24 protein-coding genes are annotated in these 24,316 nt (G+C 33.3%); 3 read left to right on the top strand and 21 right to left on the bottom strand.

Annotation, left to right across the window (positions count from 1 at the left end; all coding sequences use genetic code 11):
- Nucleotides 1-54 precede the first annotated feature (54 nt).
- From ACX6U0_RS06855 to maa, 9 genes are all read right to left on the bottom strand, one after another.
- On the bottom strand, nt 55-1,137 hold the full coding sequence (locus tag ACX6U0_RS06855) for a CapA family protein (protein ID WP_464959211.1): 1,083 nt from the start codon (nt 1,135-1,137) through the stop codon (nt 55-57).
- A gap of 87 nt (nt 1,138-1,224) precedes the next feature.
- Nucleotides 1,225-1,923: a hypothetical protein gene (locus ACX6U0_RS06860; protein ID WP_464959212.1), complete on the bottom strand. Its 699-nt coding sequence runs from the start codon at nt 1,921-1,923 to the stop codon at nt 1,225-1,227.
- A 104-nt stretch (nt 1,924-2,027) separates the two neighbouring features.
- Complete coding sequence (locus ACX6U0_RS06865; protein ID WP_464959213.1) at nt 2,028-3,218, bottom strand: acetyl-CoA C-acetyltransferase; 1,191 nt, start codon at nt 3,216-3,218, stop codon at nt 2,028-2,030.
- A gap of 20 nt (nt 3,219-3,238) precedes the next feature.
- Nucleotides 3,239-4,684: a sigma-54 interaction domain-containing protein gene (locus ACX6U0_RS06870; protein WP_464959214.1), complete on the bottom strand. Its 1,446-nt coding sequence runs from the start codon at nt 4,682-4,684 to the stop codon at nt 3,239-3,241.
- Nucleotides 4,685-4,888: 204 nt separating this feature from the next.
- A complete protein-coding gene (locus ACX6U0_RS06875; protein WP_464959215.1) occupies nt 4,889-5,674 on the bottom strand; it encodes a 3-hydroxybutyrate dehydrogenase in 786 nt (261 codons plus the stop codon).
- A 20-nt stretch (nt 5,675-5,694) separates the two neighbouring features.
- The gene (locus ACX6U0_RS06880; protein WP_087999882.1) at nt 5,695-6,351 is read right to left on the bottom strand and encodes a 3-oxoacid CoA-transferase subunit B; all 657 of its coding nucleotides are present in this window, start codon (nt 6,349-6,351) and stop codon (nt 5,695-5,697) included.
- A gap of 12 nt (nt 6,352-6,363) precedes the next feature.
- Entirely contained in the window at nt 6,364-7,065 is a 702-nt protein-coding gene (locus ACX6U0_RS06885) for a CoA transferase subunit A (protein ID WP_464959216.1), read from the bottom strand.
- A gap of 40 nt (nt 7,066-7,105) precedes the next feature.
- Nucleotides 7,106-8,542 (bottom strand): GntP family permease, encoded by a 1,437-nt coding sequence (locus ACX6U0_RS06890; RefSeq protein WP_464959217.1) that lies wholly within the window; start codon nt 8,540-8,542, stop codon nt 7,106-7,108.
- A gap of 506 nt (nt 8,543-9,048) precedes the next feature.
- The gene (gene maa / locus ACX6U0_RS06895) at nt 9,049-9,603 is read right to left on the bottom strand and encodes a maltose O-acetyltransferase (protein WP_464959218.1); all 555 of its coding nucleotides are present in this window, start codon (nt 9,601-9,603) and stop codon (nt 9,049-9,051) included.
- 219 nt (nt 9,604-9,822) lie between these two features.
- On the opposite strand from maa, the gene ACX6U0_RS06900 reads away from it, so the two are divergent.
- On the top strand, nt 9,823-10,446 hold the full coding sequence (locus tag ACX6U0_RS06900; protein WP_464959219.1) for a LysE family translocator: 624 nt from the start codon (nt 9,823-9,825) through the stop codon (nt 10,444-10,446).
- 81 nt (nt 10,447-10,527) lie between these two features.
- Here the strand turns inward: ACX6U0_RS06900 and ACX6U0_RS06905 are convergent, their stop codons facing one another.
- From ACX6U0_RS06905 to ACX6U0_RS06930, 6 genes are all read right to left on the bottom strand, one after another.
- Nucleotides 10,528-11,535, bottom strand: coding sequence for a PTS sugar transporter subunit IIC (locus ACX6U0_RS06905; RefSeq protein ID WP_464959220.1), 1,008 nt, complete (start codon nt 11,533-11,535; stop codon nt 10,528-10,530).
- A gap of 158 nt (nt 11,536-11,693) precedes the next feature.
- The gene (gene argH / locus ACX6U0_RS06910; protein WP_464959221.1) at nt 11,694-13,073 is read right to left on the bottom strand and encodes an argininosuccinate lyase; all 1,380 of its coding nucleotides are present in this window, start codon (nt 13,071-13,073) and stop codon (nt 11,694-11,696) included.
- 19 nt (nt 13,074-13,092) lie between these two features.
- Nucleotides 13,093-14,307: an argininosuccinate synthase gene (locus ACX6U0_RS06915; protein WP_464959222.1), complete on the bottom strand. Its 1,215-nt coding sequence runs from the start codon at nt 14,305-14,307 to the stop codon at nt 13,093-13,095.
- A gap of 25 nt (nt 14,308-14,332) precedes the next feature.
- Nucleotides 14,333-15,373, bottom strand: a complete 1,041-nt coding sequence (argF, locus tag ACX6U0_RS06920; RefSeq protein ID WP_464959223.1) for an ornithine carbamoyltransferase — start codon at nt 15,371-15,373, stop codon at nt 14,333-14,335.
- A gap of 254 nt (nt 15,374-15,627) precedes the next feature.
- Nucleotides 15,628-16,074 (bottom strand): Dps family protein, encoded by a 447-nt coding sequence (locus tag ACX6U0_RS06925; RefSeq protein WP_464959564.1) that lies wholly within the window; start codon nt 16,072-16,074, stop codon nt 15,628-15,630.
- 78 nt (nt 16,075-16,152) lie between these two features.
- Complete coding sequence (locus ACX6U0_RS06930) at nt 16,153-16,923, bottom strand: nucleotidyltransferase domain-containing protein (protein ID WP_464959224.1); 771 nt, start codon at nt 16,921-16,923, stop codon at nt 16,153-16,155.
- Between the two features lie 85 nt (nt 16,924-17,008).
- Between ACX6U0_RS06930 and ACX6U0_RS06935 the strand changes: the two genes are divergently transcribed.
- Nucleotides 17,009-17,293 (top strand): YciI family protein, encoded by a 285-nt coding sequence (locus ACX6U0_RS06935; protein WP_464959225.1) that lies wholly within the window; start codon nt 17,009-17,011, stop codon nt 17,291-17,293.
- A 64-nt stretch (nt 17,294-17,357) separates the two neighbouring features.
- Here the strand turns inward: ACX6U0_RS06935 and ACX6U0_RS06940 are convergent, their stop codons facing one another.
- The 5 genes from ACX6U0_RS06940 to ACX6U0_RS06960 form a co-directional block, all read right to left on the bottom strand.
- Nucleotides 17,358-18,308, bottom strand: a complete 951-nt coding sequence (locus ACX6U0_RS06940) for an aminoglycoside phosphotransferase family protein (RefSeq protein WP_464959226.1) — start codon at nt 18,306-18,308, stop codon at nt 17,358-17,360.
- Nucleotides 18,309-18,331: 23 nt separating this feature from the next.
- Nucleotides 18,332-19,600 (bottom strand): MFS transporter, encoded by a 1,269-nt coding sequence (locus ACX6U0_RS06945; protein WP_464959227.1) that lies wholly within the window; start codon nt 19,598-19,600, stop codon nt 18,332-18,334.
- 191 nt (nt 19,601-19,791) lie between these two features.
- Complete coding sequence (locus ACX6U0_RS06950) at nt 19,792-20,022, bottom strand: hypothetical protein (RefSeq protein ID WP_464959228.1); 231 nt, start codon at nt 20,020-20,022, stop codon at nt 19,792-19,794.
- 171 nt (nt 20,023-20,193) lie between these two features.
- The gene (locus ACX6U0_RS06955; RefSeq protein ID WP_464959229.1) at nt 20,194-20,745 is read right to left on the bottom strand and encodes a GNAT family N-acetyltransferase; all 552 of its coding nucleotides are present in this window, start codon (nt 20,743-20,745) and stop codon (nt 20,194-20,196) included.
- Between the two features lie 31 nt (nt 20,746-20,776).
- Nucleotides 20,777-21,187 carry a GNAT family N-acetyltransferase gene (locus tag ACX6U0_RS06960; RefSeq protein WP_464959230.1) on the bottom strand — a complete coding sequence of 137 codons (411 nt, stop codon included), beginning with the start codon at nt 21,185-21,187 and terminating at the stop codon, nt 20,777-20,779.
- Nucleotides 21,188-21,505: 318 nt separating this feature from the next.
- Between ACX6U0_RS06960 and ACX6U0_RS06965 the strand changes: the two genes are divergently transcribed.
- The gene (locus tag ACX6U0_RS06965; RefSeq protein WP_464959231.1) at nt 21,506-22,117 is read left to right on the top strand and encodes a DedA family protein; all 612 of its coding nucleotides are present in this window, start codon (nt 21,506-21,508) and stop codon (nt 22,115-22,117) included.
- Between the two features lie 49 nt (nt 22,118-22,166).
- Here ACX6U0_RS06965 and ACX6U0_RS06970 read toward each other — a convergent pair whose 3' ends face one another.
- Nucleotides 22,167-24,308, bottom strand: coding sequence for a heavy metal translocating P-type ATPase (locus ACX6U0_RS06970; RefSeq protein WP_464959232.1), 2,142 nt, complete (start codon nt 24,306-24,308; stop codon nt 22,167-22,169).
- Nucleotides 24,309-24,316 lie beyond the last annotated feature (8 nt).

Here is a 24,316-nt window from a genome sequence, read left to right on the forward strand (position 1 = left end):
AATAGGTAGCTCATTTTAAATGAGCTACCTTTTTATTTTAATCTAATTGTCAGATTACTTACTTGTCAAAGTACCATTTGAAGTAAATTTCGTATTATATGAAATCTTATTTAATTTATTAATAATCGTTTGATTATATGAATTGTTAACTGGGCGTGGAATTCCATTAGATATTTTTAAAGGAATAATTGAACTTTTTACTTTATTATTTTCTAACGTCAGTTTAACGATCATACTTTCTTGGCCTTTTTGGTCATTTGCACCATCAAATATAAAGTTACCTAAGCTGTAATAAATAGGTGCACCTTTATACATTTCTGTCCCCATAAGTGTATGACTATGGCCACCAATAACTGCATCTACCCCGGCATCAATAAATTGTTTTCCTAGTTTTCTAGCATATTCCTCTGGGTAATCTTTTCTTTCCTTATTCCAGTGAATCATAATAATCGTATAATCTGAATATTTTACTGCAGTCTTTACATATTGCATCATAGGATTTGTTGTATATGCAGAAGCTATACCTGCTTTATTAGTTGAAGCGAACCAAGACGCTTCAGGTAATACTCTACTAAACCCGAGAATAGCTACTTTCTTACCATTAATAGTTCGATATTGGGCAGAAAATGCTTCCTTTGTATTCTTTCCAGCACCAACTGTACCAATATTCGCTTTCTTTACATAATCAATTGTGTCCATTAACGCCGTCGTTCCATAATCAAGAGAATGATTGTTTGCTAGTGAAACAATATCAATCCCTGAATTTTTAATTCCTTTTACAATTGACGGATTTGCACGGAAGGTAAATTGTTTATTTTCTGCTTTTCCTCTATTTGAGATACTTGTTTCTAAGTTAACATATGTAAGGTCTGACTGTTTAAAATACGGACTCACATACTTGAATGGATAGTCAACTCCATATTTATTGATCTGTGATTTAATTGTCCCCTCAAACATGATATCCCCTGCTAAAGTAATCGTGATCGGTTTTTGAGCTTTTTTCGTTGTTGTATTTCCAGCTGCATATGCCGTTCTATCAATCTTAAAACCTACTCTACCAATATCTGTCAAAAAAAGAGAAGATAATAGTAACGTACTGCAAATAGTAGTCAAACTAAATTTAAAGGCTTGTCTCATCTTATATTCCCCTCTCTAATATGATGTTACTACTATTTTCATCATACCACTACAAAATAAAAAAACTGTCAAAATTTGACAGTTTTTCTAAGATTGTTTCTTTTTTTGTTTTTTCTTTTTTAAATCTTTTGGGTCCAAAAGAACTAAAAAACATGGAACAAAAATACTCATTAGTAAGTAGGAAAGGAACATTTCACTCATTACAATCCACTTTAAATCTGCACCTACAATAGCTACATCATCGATGCCAATTGTAAATATGACAATGCTACTAAAGTACAAAAGATTTGTTATCCCAAAAACTCTTTCATTTCCTTTAAATATTCCATGATGATGTAATGGATCTATATCCTTATAGTAAACATTATAATCCTGATAAATATTTCCATAAATTAAAACAGAAGTCACTACTATTAATGAAATAAAAAATAAGCCCAATATGATTGATTTTACATAGCCTGTATATTGCGGAAGCTTGTTAATAATATATAAATTAATAATGATCCAAATCGTATTTAAAACAATAATTAGAAAAATAACCATTCCTACAATTAACTTATACTGTAGTCCTTTTTCATCTAACAAGGGGAAAATGACTTTTGCTGCTTTTAATGAACTGATCCAAGTTAATATTAATAACAGTAAGTATAGAATAAGTATTTTAAAGCCGTGGCCGATATATTTTTTACTTTCTTCAAAGTATTTAATTAAATTTTTATATAAGTAAAGAAATATTAGAAATCCAAATACTGAATAAATAAAGATCATAATTGCATTTGAATACACTTTTGCACAACCTTTACCTTCCTTTTTTATAGTATGTGCTAAAAATTGGAAAGTAATAAAAAAAGAGCCAAGTGGCTCGTTTTGCTTAATTAGTTGATGAAATCTTATTCAAAACAATTTTCAATGATCGTAGCTACTCCTTGGCCCCCGCCAATACAAAGCGTTGCAAGACCATATCTAGTTTCTCTTCTCTTCATTTCATGAATTAACGAAACCAAAATTCTTGTTCCACTTGCACCGATTGGATGACCTAAGGCAATTGCACCACCATTTACATTCACAATATTTTCATCAAAGCCACATTCTTTCATTACTGAAAGTGATTGTGCAGCAAACGCTTCATTCGCTTCAATTAATCCAATTTCACTTAATTCTATGTTTGATTTTTCAATTACCTTCTTAGCTGCAAATGCAGCTCCAATTCCCATAATACTAGGATCGACACCCGCACTACTATTAGCACTTATTTTTACAAGTGGTACGATTCCTAACTCTTTTGCTTTTTTCTCACTCATAACAACAACTGCCGAAGCCCCGTCATTTATACCAGAAGCATTTGCTGCAGTAACTGTACCATTTTTATCAAATGCCGGTCTTAACGTTGATATTTTCTCAAATGATGATCCAAATTTAGGGTACTCATCTTCTTTGAAGATAATTGGGTCTTTCTTTCTTTGTGGAATTTCTACTGCAACGATCTCTTCAACAAAGTTACCGTTTTTAATTGCTTGTTCTGCTTTTTGCTGGCTATGAATTGCAAATTGGTCTTGCGCTTCTCTAGAAATCTCATATTGATTTGCTAAATTCTCAGCAGTAATTCCCATATGATAATCATTAAATGCACACCATAATCCATCTGAAATCATACTATCTACTACTTTTTGATGTCCCATTTTATAACCTTCTCTTGCTCCTTGAAGTAAGAAAGGTGCTTGACTCATATTTTCCATTCCACCTGCAACAATAATGTCAGCATCTCCAGCTAATATTGCTTGTGTTGCTAGATGAATAGTTTTTAATCCAGATCCACATACCTTATTAATTGTCATAGCTGAGACTGATTGAGGTAATCCTGCTTTGATTGCTGCTTGTCTTGCTGGATTCTGACCTAACCCAGATTGTAATACATTCCCCATAATGACTTCGTCAACTTGATTTCCCCCAATACCTGCGCGATTAAGTGCCTCGGCAATTACTTTAGCTCCTAGCTCCACAGCTGATATATCTTTTAACGACCCATTAAAATTCCCAATAGCAGTTCTGACAGCGCTTACAATTACAACTTTTTCACCCATTTTTAATCCCCCTATTTTAATTAAATTTTAATAAACTCATCAATTTCATTTCTATTAATATTAAAGTATTTAACTTTTTCATAAAAAGTTGATTTACTAATATCTAATAGTTTAGCAGCCTCTATTTTATTGCCATTTGCTTCAACCAATGCTTGTATAAGTGCATTTCGTTCTGTTTCCTCAATTAACTCTTTTAAAGACTTTGTTAATTTCATATCATTTTTTATGTATTGTGATTGATCAATGTGGTTTATTAACTTTTTATTTGATGGATTTTCGTATAGGTAAAGAGGTAATTGCTCAGGTGTAATAACATTACCAGTTAAAACATTCACACATCTTTCTATCACATTTTCCAACTCTCTAACATTTCCCGGCCAATGATGTGACTTTAAAATTTGAAAGACTTCATTAGAAATTTGGATGCCATGTCTATGAAATTTTCTTTCTAGCTTTTTCAGTAAGGCATTGGCAATTAAAGGGATATCTTGAATGCGTTCACGTAATGGAGGAATATCTACTTTAATCACATTTAATCTGTAATATAGATCTTGGCGAAATTCTTTTAAGACAACCATATCTTCTAGGTTTCGATGAGTAGCTGCTATGACACGAACATCAATGGAAATCGGTGAATTTCCACCAACACGCTCAATTTCTTTTTCTTGAAGAACTCGAAGTAGTTTACTTTGCATATGTAAAGACATATCTCCTATTTCATCAAGAAAAATTGTCCCTCTATTTGCAATTTCAAATTTTCCTTTTTTTCCTCCACGTTTCGCACCCGTAAATGCTCCTTCTTCATAACCAAAAAGTTCTGATTCTAGTAAATGTTCAGGTATTGAAGCGCAATTAACTCTTACAAAAGGAAATAGTCTTCTTGGACTTGCATCATGAATTGCATGTGCAAATAATTCTTTTCCCGTACCAGATTCTCCAAATAAAAGAATGGCTGATGAACTCGCCGAAACTTTTTCAGCTAATTGTTTTGCTGCATGAAAAGATGGAGTAGAACCTATTAATTGGCTGAAGCTATATTTACTTACTAATTCTTTTTCAAATCTTTTTTTATAGTAATTTAATTCTTCGATAAGAGGTTCTACCTTTTTAGAATACTCCAGCCAATCTTGTGCATTTCTAAACATGACAGTTCCAACTGCTCCGACTAATTCATTATCTATAAATAATGGATATCGATTCGCTACCATTTCTGTATTTTTTATCGGATGAATTTCAGCTACTTCAGCTTGCCCTGTTTTCGCAACAAAATGCATTCTTGAATTCTCAATTACATCTTGAACATCCATACCAATTACTTCATCAGGATCTCTATCAACAAATTTACAATATGATTCGTTCATATAGAGTACTTTTCCGTTACGATCTACAACTACAATCCATTCGGCAGCTAAATTAACGATTTCTTGAATCCAATTAAATGGTAGGCATTGAAGCATTTTATTCATTCGTGTTTCCCCCACTTTTTAAATCAAGTAAAATTTTAGTCTACCTTTATTATAACTTAAATAATTGAAAATAATCAGAAAAAAATAAAAAGGGAAAAACAGGACAAAGAGGAAGAAAGGGAATGATAGCCTTTGCTGATCCTACTAATTCCCCTAACTTTACGTTCTTCCTTCTCTTTACCTAACTTCCCAACTTTTCATTCTTTACTGTACTGTATAGCCTGCATCAATTACATTTGCTTGGCCTGTTATTCCACTCGTATATTGGCTTGCAAGAAATACCGTATAGTTTGCAATTTCCTGTACTGTCAATAAACGCTTTTGTGGAACTAATGGATATATTACTTCTTCAATGACACTTTCTAAAGGAACATTTCTAGTTTTTGCTAAATCAGCTAATTGATTTTGAACTAAAGGTGTATCAACATATCCCGGACAGATTGCATTAACTGTAATTCCATGCTCTGCCCCTTCTAAAGCTGCTACTTTTGTTAATCCAATTACTCCGTGTTTGGCAGAATTATATGCTGCTTTTCCTGCAAAGCCAATCAGTCCATTAATAGATGACATATTAATAATTCGACCATAATTTTGTTTTTTCATAATTGGAAAAACATGTTTAATACCAATAAATGGAGCTGTTAACATGACTTTTAATAGCAATTCAAATTTCTCAGTTGGAAATTCCTCGATTGAGGAAACGTATTGCAATCCAGCATTATTTATTAAAATATGAAGTTCTCCATATTGCTCTACTACTTTATCGAATACCTCTTTCACTTGCTCTTCATCTGTCACGTCACATGCGTATGCAGTTGCAGTAAAACCTAATTCCTTTAATTCCTTTGCCGCATTTTGAACGTTCTTTTCATTCAAATCTGTTAATACTACCGTTGCTCCTTGCTCGGCAAATGTTTTGGCAATCTCAAAACCAATCCCACTACCTGCACCGGTAATTATTGCGACCTTTTGTGAAAGCATGTGTTGCATTTTTCATTCTCCTTTCACCCTTAGTTCACATTGTTTAACAACTGAGGGCTAACGATAAATGCTGCTTCAGTTTTTTCACGGATTTCTTGAATTGTTGCTTCACCAACACACTCTACTAAAACCATACCTTTGTCAGTAAAATCAAATACTGCTAATTCAGTAATTAATCTATGAACAACACCCTTACCTGTTAAAGGTAAAGTACATGCTTTTTTCACTTTACTCTCACCGTATTTATTTACATGCTCCATGACAACAACAATTTTCTTTGCACCATTTACTAAATCCATGGCACCACCCATACCTTTTACCATTTTCCCTGGAATCATCCAGTTTGCTAGATCACCAGTTTCAGAGACTTCCATCCCACCTAAAATGGCTAAGTCAATATGTCCACCTCTAATCATTGCAAATGATTCAGCACTATCAAAATATGATGCACCTCTAGTAGCAGTAACTGTTTCTTTTCCTGCATTAATTAAATCAGCATCAATTTCAGCTTCAGTTGGATATGGTCCAATACCTAATAAACCGTTTTCAGATTGAAGCATTACTTCGATGCCTTCTGGAAGATAGTTAGCTAATAAAGTCGGTAGTCCAATTCCTAGATTAACGTACATGCCATCTTGAATTTCTTTTACAGCAGTTTGAATGATTAATTGACGAATATCTTTCATGTTTAGCCCCTCCTATACTCCAGTTGTCATTCTGCGTTCAATTCTTTTTTCATATGTCTGACCATTAAATACATGTTGTACATAAATACTAGGTGTATGGATTTCGTCTGGATTCAGATCGCCTGTCTCAACTAATTCTTCAACCTCAGCAATTGTAACTTTACCAGCCATCGCTGCAAGAGGATTGAAATTACGTGCCGTTTTTCTAAACACTAAATTTCCTTGCTTATCACCTTTCCATGCTTTCACAAATGCATAGTCTCCAGTGATTCCTTCTTCTAAAATATATGTTTTGCCATTAAACACTTTATGCTCTTTTCCTTCAGCAATTGGTGTTCCTACTCCCGTAGCTGTATAGAAGCCAGGAATTCCTGCTCCACCAGCTCGTATACGTTCTGCAAGCGTTCCTTGAGGTACAAGTTCAACTTCAAGCTCTCCACTTAAAAACTGCTTTTCAAAAATTTTATTCTCACCAACATATGAAGAGATCATTTTTTTAATTTGTTTATTTGCAAGTAAAAGTCCTAGACCCCAATCATCTACTCCACAATTGTTACTAACGATTGTTAAGTCTTTTGTTCCCTTGTCTCTTAATGCTAGAATCATCTTTTCAGGAATACCACATAACCCAAAACCACCAACAATAATCGTAGCTCCATCTTGAATATTTGCTGCTACCTCTTCAACTGATGTAATAACCTTATTCTTGCTCATAATACTGCTCCCTTCAAAAGTAAGATTAATAGAATAAATTTTAATAAAGCCCTGTTAGTTTAAATACTGCGATGACAAAGAATACTGCAACTGTTTTTATTATTGTAATAGCAAAAATATCTTTATATGACTGGCGATGAGTTAATCCAGTTACAGCTAATAATGTAATAACGGCACCATTATGAGGTAATGTATCCATACCACCTGATGACATTGAAATAACACGATGCATTACTTCAGGCGGAATATTGAATTTATTAATTGCTTCAACGTACTTTTCTGACATTGCACTTAAAGCAATTCCCATTCCCCCAGATGCTGAACCTGTAATACCAGCTAAAGTAGTCGTTGTAACAGCACCATTTACAAGTGGATCAGTAAATGTTGTTGAGATTCCTTTACTAACTACACCAAAGCCAGGTAATGCTGCAATGACTCCACCAAAACCATATTCCGCTCCAGTGTTCATTGCTGCTAATAATGCGCCACCGATACTTGCATTAATACCAGTTTGAAGATTTTTACGGATTCGTTTGAAACCATAAATCATAGCTGAAAAGATACCGATAACTAATGCACATTCAACAGACCAAATACCAACAACTGCTGGAATTTGAACTACTCCAAAAGCTTCTAATCCGATTGATTTGAAATCAAATCCATTCGGATACCACTTTGGAAATGACGTTACAAAAAACTTATTTGAAATACCAACTAATAATAAAGGTACAAATGCTAAAACTTGACTTAATACTGTAGATGTATTTGTCGTTAAAGATGTCACTTCTTCATTGTTCACCTGTGGTTCGTTTGCAGCAGCAAGCTCCCCATTAAAACCTAAGTAACCTTCTCCTGCTTTTTCAGCTTTTTTACGTCTAGATTCTAAATACCACATACCTGCTGTGATAACAAAAATACCTCCAAGAATTCCTAAAATTGGAGCTGCATAAATATCTGTTTTAAAAAATGTAGTAGGAATGACGTTTTGAATTTGAGGTGTACCAGGTAAAGCGTCCATTGTGAAAGTAAATGCACCAAGTGCAATTGTTCCAGGAATTAAACGTTTAGGAATATTTGCCTCACGGAATAAGTTAGCAGCGAACGGATAAATCGCAAATACAGCTACGAATAAGCTAACACCACTATATGTTAAAATTGCACCCATTAATACGATTGCTAAAATCGCTCTTTTTGCTCCAACTACTTTAATAATTGTTTTCGCAATTGATTCTGCGATCCCTGACATTTCAACAACCTTACCGAAAATAGCTCCAAGTAAGAATACTGGGAAATACAGTTTAATAAACCCAACCATTTTTTCCATAAAGATATTACTAAAGAATGGAAAAACATAACTTGGTTCTGTTAATAATACTGCGAATAAAGCACAAATTGGTGCGAATAAAATGACAGAAAAACCACGATACGCTACAAACATTAAAAGTCCTAAAGATAATAAAATAATTAAAATTTCCATAATACCCTCCCTTTAATACAAACATATTGGCACAATTGTTAACGCTTACATTTACTGATAATTAATTAGGTATGTAAGTTTTGTCAGATCTATTTCTCCTTTCCTAGAAAAATACTATCTAACATAATAGTAGCAAGTAGTGTGCCAAGTTATATTTGGAATGATAGAAATCTATAAAACTAGCTATACCAAGTAAATTTACAATATTCAAACTATTAAGTGTAAATAAGTTTCCGAAAAACTGGAAAATACTTTCGATTACATTCCGGATTCTCGGAAATTCCAGATTGTCGGAATTGTTTTCAACCCTACTTTTTGAACATTTTGTGAAATTTAAACCCAATTCTCAAGAAATTGTATTCTTTCCATTCGAATTCTAATCTGGAACTTCTTCTATTAAAAGAAAATGACACGTATTATATTTCTCCATAAAACTACAAAATACCTTTTTTCATAGTTCATAAAATGGAGAATATAAAAAAGAAGAGAAAATATTCTCTTCTTTTTTACTTTATCTCTTTTAGGATTCTTGCAGGATTCCCGCCCACTACTACATTGTTAGGTACATCTTTTGTGACAACCGCTCCTGAAGCAACTACAACATTATCTCCAATTGTAACGCCTGGATTAATAATCGCTCGACCACCTAACCAAACATTGTCACCTATTGTTACAGGTTTACCGAACTCTACTCCACTTGCACGTTCAATAGGATCTAGAGGATGAGTTGCAGTATAAATATGAACCCCAGGTGCCATAAAACAATTTACACCAATATTTACTGGACAGACATCTAAAATAACGCAATCGAAGTTAGCATAAAAATTTTGGCCAACATGAATATTGTAGCCATAATCACAGCGAAAAGTAGGTTCAATATACAAGCTTTCACCTGTTGTCCCGAATAATTCTTTTAAAATAGATTCTCTCTTACTACTTTCAGTTTCAGTAGTCGTATTAAATTCACGTGTTAAACGCCTTGCAATTTCACGGTCTTTTACTAACTCTGCATCACCTGCAAGATACAATTCACCATTTATCATTTTTTCTTTTTCAGTCATTACAGCGTCCCCCTTCAATAAACATTATGTATACATTCTTCTATCAAAGTTTACTACTTCTTATTTCTATTTAACAACAGATAACATAAGATGATAAATAAGTTTCCATTATCAATATAATCAAGTTGCATGTTCTAGTATTGAATATTGATTGAAGGAAGTTAACGAATGAAGTAGAATAAAAAAATCTATCAACATATTTCTTAAGGAGGTTTCATATTGGATTTAACTATTTATCTATCTTTTATTGGCGTGTCTTTATTACTCATCATCGCACCAGGGCCTGACAACATTTTCGTTATGGCTCAAAGTATTTCATATGGAAAAAAAGAAGGCATCGCCACAGCATTCGGCCTTTGTTCAGGTGTAACAATTCATACTTTGGCTGCCTCAATTGGACTTTCTGCCATCTTATATCAATCCAATATCGCCTTTTCCATCTTAAAATACTTAGGAGCATTTTATTTACTTTACTTAGCATACCAAGCATTTCGATCAAGTAATGAAGTTGGTGAATTCGCAAAACCTAAAAAACAAACGCTACCAGCACTTTACCGTCGCGGTTTTTTAATGAATGTACTAAATCCAAAAGTATCATTATTTTTCTTAGCATTCTTACCACAATTCATAGAAAAGAATGGAATATATGTACCACTACAAATGGTCATCCTTGGATTAACATTTATGATCCTTACCCTAATCGTCTTCTCAATCATTGCGATATTCGCAGGAAGCTTAGGAGAAAAACTACTACAAAACGAAAAATCATCCCGCATCATCAACCTATCCCAAGGAGCTATCTTCACAGGAATAGGATTAAAATTATTCTTTATGGATAAGTAACCAGAAAAGTGGAGGCGACTGATCAGCTCCGACCAGTTTTACACAATATAAAAAAAGAGTATCAACAGATACTCTTTTTTGTTAATTTATTTTCAATTCTCCATCTTTTATCATTCTCATTTGTTTTAACAGGATATAGACGATGTAAGATACAATACCTGGAACTAAAATATATGTAACAATCATTGGGATGATACTTGCTGCCCCGTGGGTTGATAGTAAATTCATTGGCGCTACTAATGCGCATAATCCTAGGCCAGCAATTTCTTTTGGTGCTTCAATATGAAATAGAAATGCAGATACTGGCCCTGCAACAGCACTTGCTACCATTGTTGGTATGAGTATATTTAGATTTCGTGTTACATTCGGAAGTTGTAATTTTGGCGTTATGATTAATAACCCGAGAATACTACCAGGTTCATTTTCCCTTGCCGAGATAACCGCTAACCCTACAAACTGTGCTGCTGTTCCTGCTAATGCCGCTCCTCCTGCAATGCCATCTAAATTTAGCGCAATGGCTAATGCTGCTGAAGAAGCAGGCGAAACGATTAAAATCCCCCAAACAACTGCTAATACGATCGATGAAATAATTGGTGACCCTTCAGTAGATTCCTTTATAAAATTCCCTGCTGTGACTAATATTGGAGAAATCCATTTAGATAGGGATAAACCAATCAGACCTGCAATTAAAATTGAAAATAATGGAACAATCATCAAATCTAATTTCGTTCTCCCTTGAATTAATTTACCAATATAAATTGCAACTAATGCAGCGAGTAACGCACCTACTGGTTCACCCATTTTAATGGTCATAGTTGTATCAACCATTGTTAATGCGCCTGATCCAATTAATGCTGCAACCATTGCTGAAAAGATGATTAAAGTATTTGCTCCTAGTAGGACTGCAATACCTGCCCCGATTGCTGGAGCCATTAATAGCTTTGTTGATAAACCGATAATGGCAAAAGATTCAAAATGAAAAATCTTACCAATACTTTCAATTAAAGAACCAATCCCAATCATCACAAAAACCGCATGGGCTATACCTTCGGACGCCTTAAAAACACTATTTCTCATATGTCCACTCATAATATACCTACCTTTTATTAGAAACTGTTTATAGTATTTGCATATTTTAACGAAAATTATGAATGAAGTTCGAAGAAATACATAATTTACGATGATTCCATACAAAAAACGCCCAATTTATATTGGACGTTTCCAAGAGCTTTTAATTATAACAAACATTAAAACATTTTTAAACTTTCTTCAGCAATAAAAAGTTGATTTAAAACCTCTTTAGAAGAAGTACCACCTTCGCTAATCCTAGCTTCCATGACTGTTTTTGGATTCAAAGCGTCATAAATATCTTCCTCAAATACATTGTTTATTTGTTTATATTCTTGGATTGTTAATTCCCCAAGAAATTTCTGTTCCTTTATTGCATAAAGCACTGTTTTTCCTACAATTTCATGAGCTTGTCGAAATGGAATATTTTTTCGTACTAAGTAATCAGCAAGATCAGTTGCATTTGAGTAATCCTTTTGCACAGCTTCATACATCTTGCTTTCATTTACTTTCATTGATTCAATAATTCCAGATAGTAATTGCAATGAGCCTTCAACTGTATAAACTGTATCAAACATACCTTCTTTATCTTCCTGCATATCTTTGTTATAAGCTAGAGGTAAAGCTTTTAAGACTGTTAATAAGCCAATCAAGCTACCATATACTCGACCTGTCTTCCCACGTAATAATTCAGGAACGTCAGGATTTTTCTTTTGAGGCATGATACTAGAACCAGTACAAAAAGCATCGTCAAGCTCTACAAATTGAAACTCTTGACTAGACCAAATAACAAGCTCCTCAGATAACCTAGAAATATGAGACATTAATAGAGCTGAATGCGAAAGAAACTCCACAATGAAATCACGATCGCTAACAGCATCTAAACTGTTTAAATATATATCAGAAAACCCTAGTAATTCAGCAGTTCGCTTGCGATTAATTGGAAATGTAGTACCTGCTAATGCTCCCGCTCCTAATGGTGATATATTGATTCGTTTTAAACTATCATTATAACGACCTTTATCTCTTTCAAGCATCCAAAAATATGCTAGAAGATGATGTGCAAATGATACGGGTTGAGCACGTTGAAGATGAGTATACCCAGGCATAATTGTATGCACATGCTGTTTTGCCTTTTTCACAATCATTGTTTGCACGTTTTCAATTAACCCGATAATTGACTCAGTTTTATTTCGTAAGTATAAGTGCATATCTGTCGCAACTTGATCATTTCGACTTCGACCAGTGTGCAATTTGCCCCCAACAGGTCCAATTTCTTCTATTAACATACTCTCAATATTCATGTGTATGTCTTCATTCTCAATACTAAATTGTACTTCGTTATTCTTAATTTTAAGTAAAATTTTATTTAAACCTGTAATGATTAAATCAGCATCACTTTGATCAATAATTCCACATTCGCCAAGCATCGTAGCATGTGCAATACTTCCCGCGATATCTTCATTAGCCATGATTTGATCAAATTGAATTGAAGCTGTAAATTCTTCTACTAATTTATTTGTATCCTTTGTAAAACGTCCACCCCAAAGCTTTGACATGATAGCCTCCATTATATGATTATTTTACGAATACTGTTTTTTGAGTTGTTACTTCGCTAAATACTTTTGTCGGTAAGCCCCAAAGCTTAATAAACCCGATAGCTGCTTGATGATCAAAAAGATCTCCCTTTGAATAAGTTGCAAGTTCTTCATTATATAAACTGTAATCTGATTTTCTACCAACAACATTATGATTTCCTTTAAATAATTTAACGCGCACTGTACCAGTAACAGTTTCCTGAGTCTTTTCAATAAATGCATCTAATGCCTGCATTAATGGTGAATACCATAAACCATCATAAAGTGATTTTGAAAATTGTTGTTCAATATTGATTTTAAAATTTGTTACTTCTCGAGGCAATGTAAGAAACTCTAACTCTTTATGGGCATTTATTAAAATAAGTGCAGCAGGATTTTCATATACTTCACGAGATTTTATTCCGACTAATCTATTTTCAATATGATCGATTCTTCCAACCCCATGTTTTCCACCTATATGATTTAATTCTTCAATTAAACTCACTAAGTTCAATGAATGGCCATTTAACGCAACTGGCTTACCTTTTACAAATTCAATCTCTACATATTCAGGCGAGTCTGGTGATTGTTCGATACTATTCGTCCATGCAAAAGCTTCTTCTGGTGCTTCATTCCATGGATTTTCAAGGACACCTGCCTCACATGCTCTTCCCCAAATATTTGCATCAATTGAAAAAGGATTGTCTAAATCTACTGGAATTGGCACGCCATTTTCATTTGCATACTCAATTTCTTCGTCTCGAGTCATTCCCCATTCTCTTACCGGTGCAACGACCTTTAATGTGGGGTCTAAAGCCATAACTGAAACTTCAAATCGTACTTGATCATTTCCTTTACCAGTACAACCATGCGCTACTGCTATTGCTCCTTCTTGTTTTGCAACATCAACTAATAACTTAGCGATTAATGGTCTAGATAACGCAGACGATAAGGGATATTTCCCTTCATATAAAGCATTCGCTTTTAATGCTGGTAAAAGATAATCTGAAGCAAACAGCTCTTTTGCATCAATCATATAGGATTTAATGGCACCTAAATCTAATGCTTTTTGTCGTACGAATTCTACATCTTTTCCTTCTCCTAGGTCTAAACACAGTGCTATTACATCGTACTGATATTTATCCTGTAACCATTTAATACACACAGAAGTATCTAATCCACCTGAATATGCTAAAACTATTTTTTCTTTTACCATTTTAATTTTCCCCCTCTAAATGTAATTACAAATCTGTACCCATTAATGCAACCAATATTGCCTTTTGAGCATGCAAACGATTCTCTGCTTCATCAAATACAACAGAATGCTTTCCATCAATTACTGAAGCCGTAACTTCTTCACCTCTATGAGCTGGAAGGCAATGCATAAATAAATAATCATTCTTTGCATTCTCCAAAAGTTGATCATTAACCTGATATGAGCTAAATATCTTCAGACGCTTTTCTGTTTCTTCTTCTTGCCCCATACTGGTCCAAACATCTGTGATAACAACATCAGCATCTTTTACGCCATCCAATGGATTATTCACTACTTCTATTAAACTTCCAGTCGTTTTTGCCACATGCTTCATAGACTGTAAAACCACTTTATTCGGCTCATATCCCGGTGGACATGAAATCGTCAAATGAATTCCTAATTTAGCTGAGCCTTCAATTAATGAATGACATACATTGTTATTGCCATCGCCGATATAACTAATCTTCAAACCTTTTAATCTACCTTTATGTTCTAAAATTGTTAATAAATCAGCCATAATTTGAGCTGGGTGATGCAAATCTGTTAAACCATTAATTACCGGGATTGAAGCATGTTCAGCAAATTCTGTTACCATCTCATGTGAATATGCTCTAATCATCACACCATCAACATAACGTGACATCACTTTTGCTGTATCATGAACACTTTCGCCTCTACCAATCTGTAAATCTTTACTACTCATAAATATTGCATCTCCGCCTAATTGCTTCATTGCAATTTCAAATGACAAACGTGTTCTAGTAGAACTTTTTTCAAAAATCATCCCTAACACTTTATTTTTTAAATATGGCATTAATTTTCCAGACTTTTGCATGTTTTTAAATTCTAATGCTTTCTCAATTAGGAATAATAATTCACTAGAAGAAAACTGACTGATCGTAAGAAAATCTTTATCCTTAAAATTTGACCAATCTACTGGACTATAATTATTTTTTGATATACTCCACGAAGATTTTTGTTTAAAGCTATTTTTTTTAACATTTGTTTCTGCTAAAGCCTTATTCATTTAACCATCTCCCCTTTGGAATCTAACCTGACTTATATAATGCATAATTATACTTAACTATAAATAATTATTCAATTTATTTTTTACCTATTTTTCTATTTTTTTTAAAAGGAATCCTTCTAATAGTCTAAAAACCCTTTTAACAGAAGGGTTTTTCACGGTAATATAAGCGAATTAACAAGCATGTTTTACAAATAAAAAAGGATGGATTGGTAACACATTTTGTGTCCCAATCCATCCAAATTAATATTTATTCATTTATCCAGAAATGACTTAAGCATCCATAGCATTTTTTCAATTTCTGCAATTTTACCTAAAAATAAGTCTGCTGTTTCTTGGTCATTGCTTTCTTCAGCAATAGAAATAACATCTCTAGATTCTTGTACTATTTTTTCGTAATCTTTAATTAAGTCTGCAACCATTTCTTCTGCTGAAAATGTATGATTACCCTCTTTAATTGAAGCTGTTTCTAAATATTCACGAAGCGTTGCAATTGGCTTTGCACCAATTGTTAATATACGTTCACCCAATTCGTCGACCATAACCTTTGCTTCGTTATAATACAACTCAAATTTTTCATGTAAAGTAAAAAAGTTTGGGCCTTTAACATACCAATGATAATTATGTAATTTCACATAAAGCACATTCCAATTTGCAAGTTGCTGATTTAATAACCCTTCTAGATTTGCCAATCCATTCACACTCCTATGCATTTTGATAATCAACTATTTGTTAAAATACATAGAAATTTTCCCCAAAATGGTAATAGAATATTCCTTTTAGTTCCAAGTCTGCTCAAGTGTTTTACGGAATAGCTTGTTTAAATGTTCTATATCCATTGTATTTGATTCCTCAATTCCCTTCACATACTCTTCGAAATATGAAAGCTTATCTTCAATAAAATCATTTAATACTTTTTTTCTAGGTTCTAAATCTAGCTCTTCTCCTTGTTTTTTCCGCTCTAATAAAGCCATTACTTCTTTTAAAAATAACTCATCTAAACCTTCCATTTTCAATAAATCGTCAAATAAGATTGGTGGAATTTCTTGAAATGTTTCAATCCACATGCATGCTAGTAATGGACGTAAAACATAAAAGTATTTCTTAATTTTTACTTCTTCATGCTGTAAGTAATCTCGATAATTTCCTCTTGCCATGTGTAGATAATGATAAATACACGCTTTCTTAGAAAGAATATCATTTCCAATCCTTCGAAGATCCTCTGAAAGTGTTTGTTGATCATAATAAACGATTGGGGACCTTAACCACTCTAATAATGCAGGATTTGACTTTGCAAATAATTGTAATGCCTTCCGAACGTCCCAACCGCTAATATCAAGCATCTCATTAATCGGATACTCAATAACATCTCGCTTTTGGTCAATGCTTACATACCAATCCCTTTCATGAACGTATACAAACCTTACATCAAAATCACTATCTTTAGAAGGAAATCCCCATGCTCTACTACCTGATTCAACAGCAAATAAAACCTTCACATTATGTTCGGCTTCTATTTGCTTCAGTTTTTCTAAAATTAAGTTTTTCATGCCCTCTTCTCCTCCGAATACACACAAAATTCAAAACATACATGCTATATTATTATTAATATAACACGATTGGATGTGAGTTCATTTGGAAAACTATATTTATGTGTTAAAGCCAACACGATCAACCTTTTTACATGATTCAACTGAAGAAGAAAGAGGGATAGTTACAGAGCATTTTTTATATCTACAAAAGTTAAACAATGAAAAAACAGTTTTCTTAGCGGGTAGAACTGAACAAGCAGAATTTGGTATTGTCATTTTAACTACTGAAAACAGACAACAAGCAGAAGAAATTATGAATAACGACCCTGCTGTTAAACAGAATGTCATGACAGCAGAATTATATCCATTTATGATTGCATTAAAATAAACTGAAAGCCTTCATTCATTTGAAGGCTCTCAGTTTATTTTATTGATCTTCTTATCCCTTTTTGTTACACTTCAAAATTAAAAATAATTTTTTCAAGCTCTTCAAGGCTTTTTGCATTCATTGCAGAATCAGATTTTTGTTGATAGTAGGGGATATTACTAAAGCGATGAAGTAATAAATATGTCATTAATTCTTTTTGGAAATCATCGTTCAATTCTTCAGGCTTGTAACCATAGCTTTCTAAAAACATTCTATTTAACCCTTTGTTTGGATAAAACATAAATGCGATTGGACCGAGTAAATCGTATGTTGAATTACCTACAAAGCAATCTGCAAAATCAATTAATCCAGTAAATTTCCACATACCGTTTTCTTTATTCATTATTAAGTTAAACGGAGTATACTCACCTGTTAATAAGACATACTGATTTGAGCTCTTAAGTGACTCTAATTTAACATACTCAGACAGTTGATTTTGAAAAACGTCACCTAATTCATTCTGTTTATGATGTTCAGTTAATTTTTCATACTGTCCATTCAAAAAATGATTCCATTTAGATTGTTCATTCTTATCAGCAGAAACAATAGAACTATGAACCTCTTTTATTAATTTTCCTAAGTCTTTAGCAATCTCTGATTTTTCTTCAAATGATAAAGAATCAAAAATATCAATTAATAAAGTACCCTTGAGCTCAGTCATTATAATGTAATTCCAACCCTCAAACTGTCCGGTAGAATGTATTTTGGGAATTTCTACAGAAAGTTGTTGTTGATTTAAATGTTCTAGCACTGCCTTCTCTTTTATAAATTCATCATTTACATATGCCGGAAATAGCTTTATGACTAGTTTTCCATCGACACTAAAAACAATATTCCCACCATATGTAAATCGTTTTAGATTGTCATATTCTAATTTTTCATTACTTGCTATTTTTTTTATTTTTCCTTCCCAATAGCAATTTTTATCTTTCATAATTCTATATTTCTCTTTTGTAATTTTATTTAAATATGTCATATGATTCCCCTTATAACAAAGCATTAAGCAGATAAATTTTGATCGATAACAGTCTTCCTTTTTATGTTTAAAACAAATAACGTCGCTATAATACAGAATATACCCGCAGCAATAAAGATCGATTGATATGCATTAAACCATGAATACACAAGTCCACCACCATAAGCTGCCGCACCAGCACCTAATTGATGTGCCGAATAAATCCATCCATAGATGACACCTACTTTATCTTTTCCAAAATGATCTGTCGCTAATTTAATGGTAGGTGGAACAGTAGCAATCCAGTCAAGACCATAAAATATTGCAAAAGCTGCTAAATAGAAGACAGAGTTTGTAGATAAAGCAAACGGTAACACGAGTAAAGACAAACCTCTTAAACCATAGTACCAAAATAGTAGCCATCGATTGTCGAGTCGATCTGAGAAGTAACCTGAAAGTGTTGTACCAATAATATTAAAAATACCCATAAATGCTAATAAACTTGCGGCTGTTACTTCTTTATATCCATAACCTATACAAAGTGAAATAAAATGTGTTCCAATTAATCCGCTTGTTGAAAAACCACAAATAAAAAAGCTACCTGCTAGTAACCAAAATGCCTTCGATTTTATTCCTATTTTTAAACCATCAAATGCTGCTTTAACAGGATTTACACGTTTTACGTTTAATTTGTTACTTTCTTTTGCACCAAGCGGTAATACACCTACATCAGCTGGATCGTTCTTCATAAACATCCAAATTAATAAATAGATGACTAGACCAAACCCAAATATTGTTAATATAGCGCTTCTCCATGAAAAGTTTCCTACTACATATGCTAACAAAGGTAAAAAAACAAGTTGCCCTGCTGCAGAACTTGATGTTAAAAGTCCTAACGCTAAACCTCGTTTTTTTTCAAACCAAGTCGTTGCAACATATGTATTAAGCACTGTTAAAAATGCACCAGCACTCAAGCCAATTATTACACCCCATATGATATATAGATGCCAAATTTGCGTCATTAAAGTAGTTAATAATAATGCTAACAATAAAGTTCCCATTCCAATTAATAAAACTTTTCGAACAGTAAACTTTTGAAAAAGCCCTGCAACAAATGGACCTGAAAAACCTACAAGGGTAATACAGATGGCGAATGCGCCAGATATAGATGCTCTACTCCAACCGAATTCTTCCTCGAAAGGAATCATCATCACACCTGACATCGTATTCGTTACGGCTGCCACAATCACGGATAAAAAAGTTACAATTAGAATGATCCACGCGTAATGTACTTTTTTTGTATTCAAAGTCATTCCTCCCATTCTTTCTAAACCTTAGCTGTTCTTTCTGAACGCAAATTCGTTCTTAACTTTTCTACAATAAAAACAATGTAACAAGCTTTAACTTTTTCTAATTCTTCCACTGTTCCGCAAACCTACGTTACACCGATTGATTCAATCCCGTACAAATTTGCTCCAAAATATCATGAGAGCGACGCAAATCATTACACCTTTACATCTGAAAATTGCAAATTTTTTTGATAAATCCATTCAATCATTTCTTTTTTCTCGATTCTATAAGCTTTATTTTCAATCATACCATTTTCAATAAAATACTCGCGATAAAAATGCACTGCTATCGCTACTTCATTTTCTGGCATGCCGCATAGTTCATAAAATGACCGCTGAATGGGTGGCCATATTAATGTTAAAAGCTCAAATTCTTCTATTTCCAACAGTACATTTTTCGCAGAGCATACTCGATTGATGATTCCTTATTTCGGTTCTGTTAACGAGCCATCTAAATCAATTAGTATAGTTTCATAGTTTTGCAAATTCTAATCTATTTCCTTTAGCAAAAAAAAAGCAAAAAAGAAACGCTAGCAATTAGAGCTAACGCATACCATTTATTTATTCGTTTCCCATTCATCTTTTAACATACTGTATATTGCTAAGTCATAAAAGCTTCCTCTTATTTGTTGAGCCTCTCGAAGTATCCCTTCCTCTTTAAAACCGAGACGTAGTGGGATTGCACGACTCTTTTGATTTTCAACTGCCGCTCTAATGACAACCCGATTTAGACTTAGTTCATCAAAGCAGTATGTAACTAAATACTCCACAACACGGGTCATAATCCCTTTACCTTGCATCGTTTCGCTTAACCAATACCCTATTTCTGTTGCTTTGTTTGTTTGATCAATAAAATGTAATCCAACCATTCCAATCAATTCGTTTTGATAGAAAATACCTGTTTCAAACCCATTATTATCAGCAAACTTCTGCAACCACATAGGTATAATTGTTTTTTGATATTCTTCGATTGATGGGATTGTTTCTGCCCAAATCAACCATTCTTTTAATGAGGATTGATTTTGCTTAAGTGCCTCTACAAGCGTTTCTGCATATTTTGGTGTTAATAAATTGATAGAAAGATTTGCATCAATTTGAATCTTAAACATTTGCATTCCCCCAGATTCTATAAAAATAACTTTAAAAAGTCCGATACATTCCTACTGATTTTGGAGAAGTATAATTAAATCCAAATTTCTCATATAATTTATCGGCTGGTAAATCAGCAATAAGGCTAACATAAGCACCTTTTGGGACATTACTTTCTAGAAAATTAGTTAGTTCAGACATAATTCTTTTACCTAGTCCTTGACCTTGGTACTTAGGATCTACAGCTATATCTACAATTTGATAAAAACAGCCACCGTCCCCAATGATTCTACCCATACCGATTAATGTAGATTGATCTCTAATTGACACAGCATAAATTGAATTTTTTAATCCAATCTCCGAAGCTTTTACATCCTTTGGACTTAATCCAGCCCTTACTCTCATCGCTACATATTCCTCTGCACTTGGTACTTCAGTTATTACTTCAACATTAACAGTCATTATAATCACCTATTCTATTATTGTTCTTACCTAATTCTCGATAACCTCTCATAAATCCTCTGATGATTTCTAAACATATGACGTATTTATGGTAGATAACGCTTCATTTAAAATGAATGATTTTCAATTCATATTGCTAGATACGTACGATATCTTCATTTAATCTACTTTTTAAAAAGGTTCACCCTATCTATTTTACCAAAATATAACCTCAAAAAACTTGCCAAGGATACTAAATACATAGTATATTTTGCACAATGTTATGATGTGATGACACGCACTATTTAACAACGAAAATTAATTCTAGGAGTTTACATGATGCAAAATTGGATTATTGAAACAATGAATTCTTTTGGATATTTAGGGATTTTTCTATTAATTGCGCTTGAAAATTTATTTCCTCCAATACCTTCTGAAGTCATTTTAACCTTTGGTGGATTTATGACAACAACTTCAACATTAACGAAAACAGGTGTTATTTTCTTTTCAACTTTGGGCTCTGTATTTGGTGCGATATTACTTTTTGGAATTGGCACATTACTTGATGTACAAAAACTCGAAAAAATTGTAGATAAGTGGGGACATATTCTACGTTTAACAAAAAAGGATATTCATAAAGCTAATGAATGGTTTACAAAATATGGCGTATGGACTGTATTTTTTTGTAGACTAATTCCGCTCATTCGTAGTTTAATTTCAATTCCAGCGGGTATGTCACGTATGAATTTTTGGATCTTTTTATTGTTCACTACACTTGGTTCCCTAATATGGAACACAATATTAGTAACAGTTGGAGCCTCAGTTGGATCTTCATGGGAAAAAATCGTATCGTATATGGATGTGTATTCAAATATCATCTACGCAATTTTAGCAGTAGGATTGGGTATATTGATATTAATCTTTATAAAAAAAAGAAGACGTTCTGCGTAACAAATAAAAAGAACAAATCTAACATTAAGATGTTAGATTTGTTCTTTTTTTATTTCATTCTTAATATTCTCATTGAATTTAAAACTGCCAGCACTGTTACTCCTACATCAGAAATAACAGCTTCCCACATTGTTGCGATTCCAATGACACCTAATAATAAGAAAAAGCCTTTTACTGCAAGTGCAAAAATAATATTTTGCCATACGATTGTTCTAGTTCGTTTTGCAATTTTAATTGCATCTACTATTTTAGATGGCTCATCTGACATTAATACAACATCTGCAGCCTCTATTGCTGCATCAGATCCTAACCCACCCATTGCAATACCGACATCAGCTCTAGCTAATACTGGTGCATCGTTAATACCATCACCAACAAATGCAATTTTTTCATTTTTTGCTTTCTTACTCTCTAATTTTTCTAGTTGCTCTACTTTTTGATGTGGAAGTAATTCAGCATAGATTTCATCAATGCCAAGCAGATTGCCTATTTTATTTGCAACCGACTTAGAATCTCCAGTAAGCATAATTGTTTGTTGAACACCGTTTTGTTTAAGTCCTGAAATTGCTTTCTTCGCATCTTCCTTCAATTGATCAGAAATAATGATTGACCCGATAAACTGATTGTTTTTAGCAAGGTAAATTGTTGTTCCTGCCTCTTTAATCGGGATATATAAAATATGATGACGTTCCATCAACTTTACATTCCCAGCAAGTATTTCATCTCCATCATAAGAAACGGAAATACCATGACCGGCTATTTCTTGATAATTTGATAGTTTTTCAGCTACAATTTCATTTTCATATGCATTTCTGATTGATAATGCGATAGGATGATTTGAAAAGTACTCTGCATAGGCTGCTATTTCAAGTAATTCATCCTTAGATTTTCCGTTCGCTGGTAAAATTGAACTAACCTGAAATTGCCCTTTTGTTAAAGTTCCTGTTTTATCAAACACAATATATTTCACATCATTTAATGCCTCTAAATAATTGCTTCCCTTTACTAAAACCCCTGCTTTTGAAGCTGCTCCAATTCCTCCGAAGAAGCCTAACGGTATAGAAACAACTAATGCACATGGACATGATATAACTAAAAAGATTAAAGCTTTGTAAACCCAATCATATAGTGATTCACCTGAAAAGATGAATGGTGGAATGACTGCGATCAAAGCAGCTGTAATTACGACAATCGGAGTATAAACCTTTGCAAATTTTGTGATAAAGTTTTCAGTTGGTGCTTTTTTGTTTGTGGCATTTTGAACTAGCTCTAAAATTTTAGAAACAGTAGATTCCTTGAATTCTTTTGTCACTTCAATTTCTAAAACACCTTGTAAATTAATAAATCCACTTAATACTTCATCACCTTCAACGACATCTCTTGGAAGTGACTCACCTGTTAAAGCTGAAGTATCGACATTCGTTGAACCTAAACGAACAAGGCCATCTAATGGAATTCTTTCTCCTGGTTTTACGACAATTATATCTCCTATTTTTACGTCTTCTGGAGATATTTTTCTAGTGTGGTGACCATCCTTAACATTTGCGTAATCTGGACGAATATCCATTAATTTTGAAATCGATTTACGAGATCGATTCACAGCTATACTTTGGAAAAGCTCACCTAATTGATAGAACAACATTACGGCAACTGCTTCAGGATATTCCCCAATAATAAATGCACCGATAGTTGCAACACCCATTAAGAAATTCTCATCAAAAACCTGCCCCTTAAATATATTTCGAATCGCTTTTATAACAACATCTGCACCTGCAATTAAATAGGCAGATACAAATAGTACCATCGTGAATAGATTAGATAGATTTAGTATTTGAGCAAGAAGGAGAAGTATCCCACCTACAATAAGCTTCATAACCAATTTTTTCGTTTCAGGATTCATCCTTGATTTTTCATTAGTCGTAGCTTTTGATTTAACTTCTTCTTTTGTTAAAGGATTAATATGCGGTTCTAAATTTCGAATTTTATTTTTCGCTTCATTCACAACTGCTTCTTGTTGTTCTTCTGTTGAAGTAATTGTCATTGTTAATGTTGCAAAATTGACTGAAACCGCTTCTACACCATCAATAGTAGAAACGCCTTTCTCTATTTTCATTGCACAATTTGCACAATCTAATCCTTCTAATTTTAACTCACTATTTATTTGTTTTTGCCCCGTACTCACTATATTCAACCCCTCTC

It is taken from the genome of Gottfriedia sp. ABJ_BB2_2 (assembly GCF_055484705.1).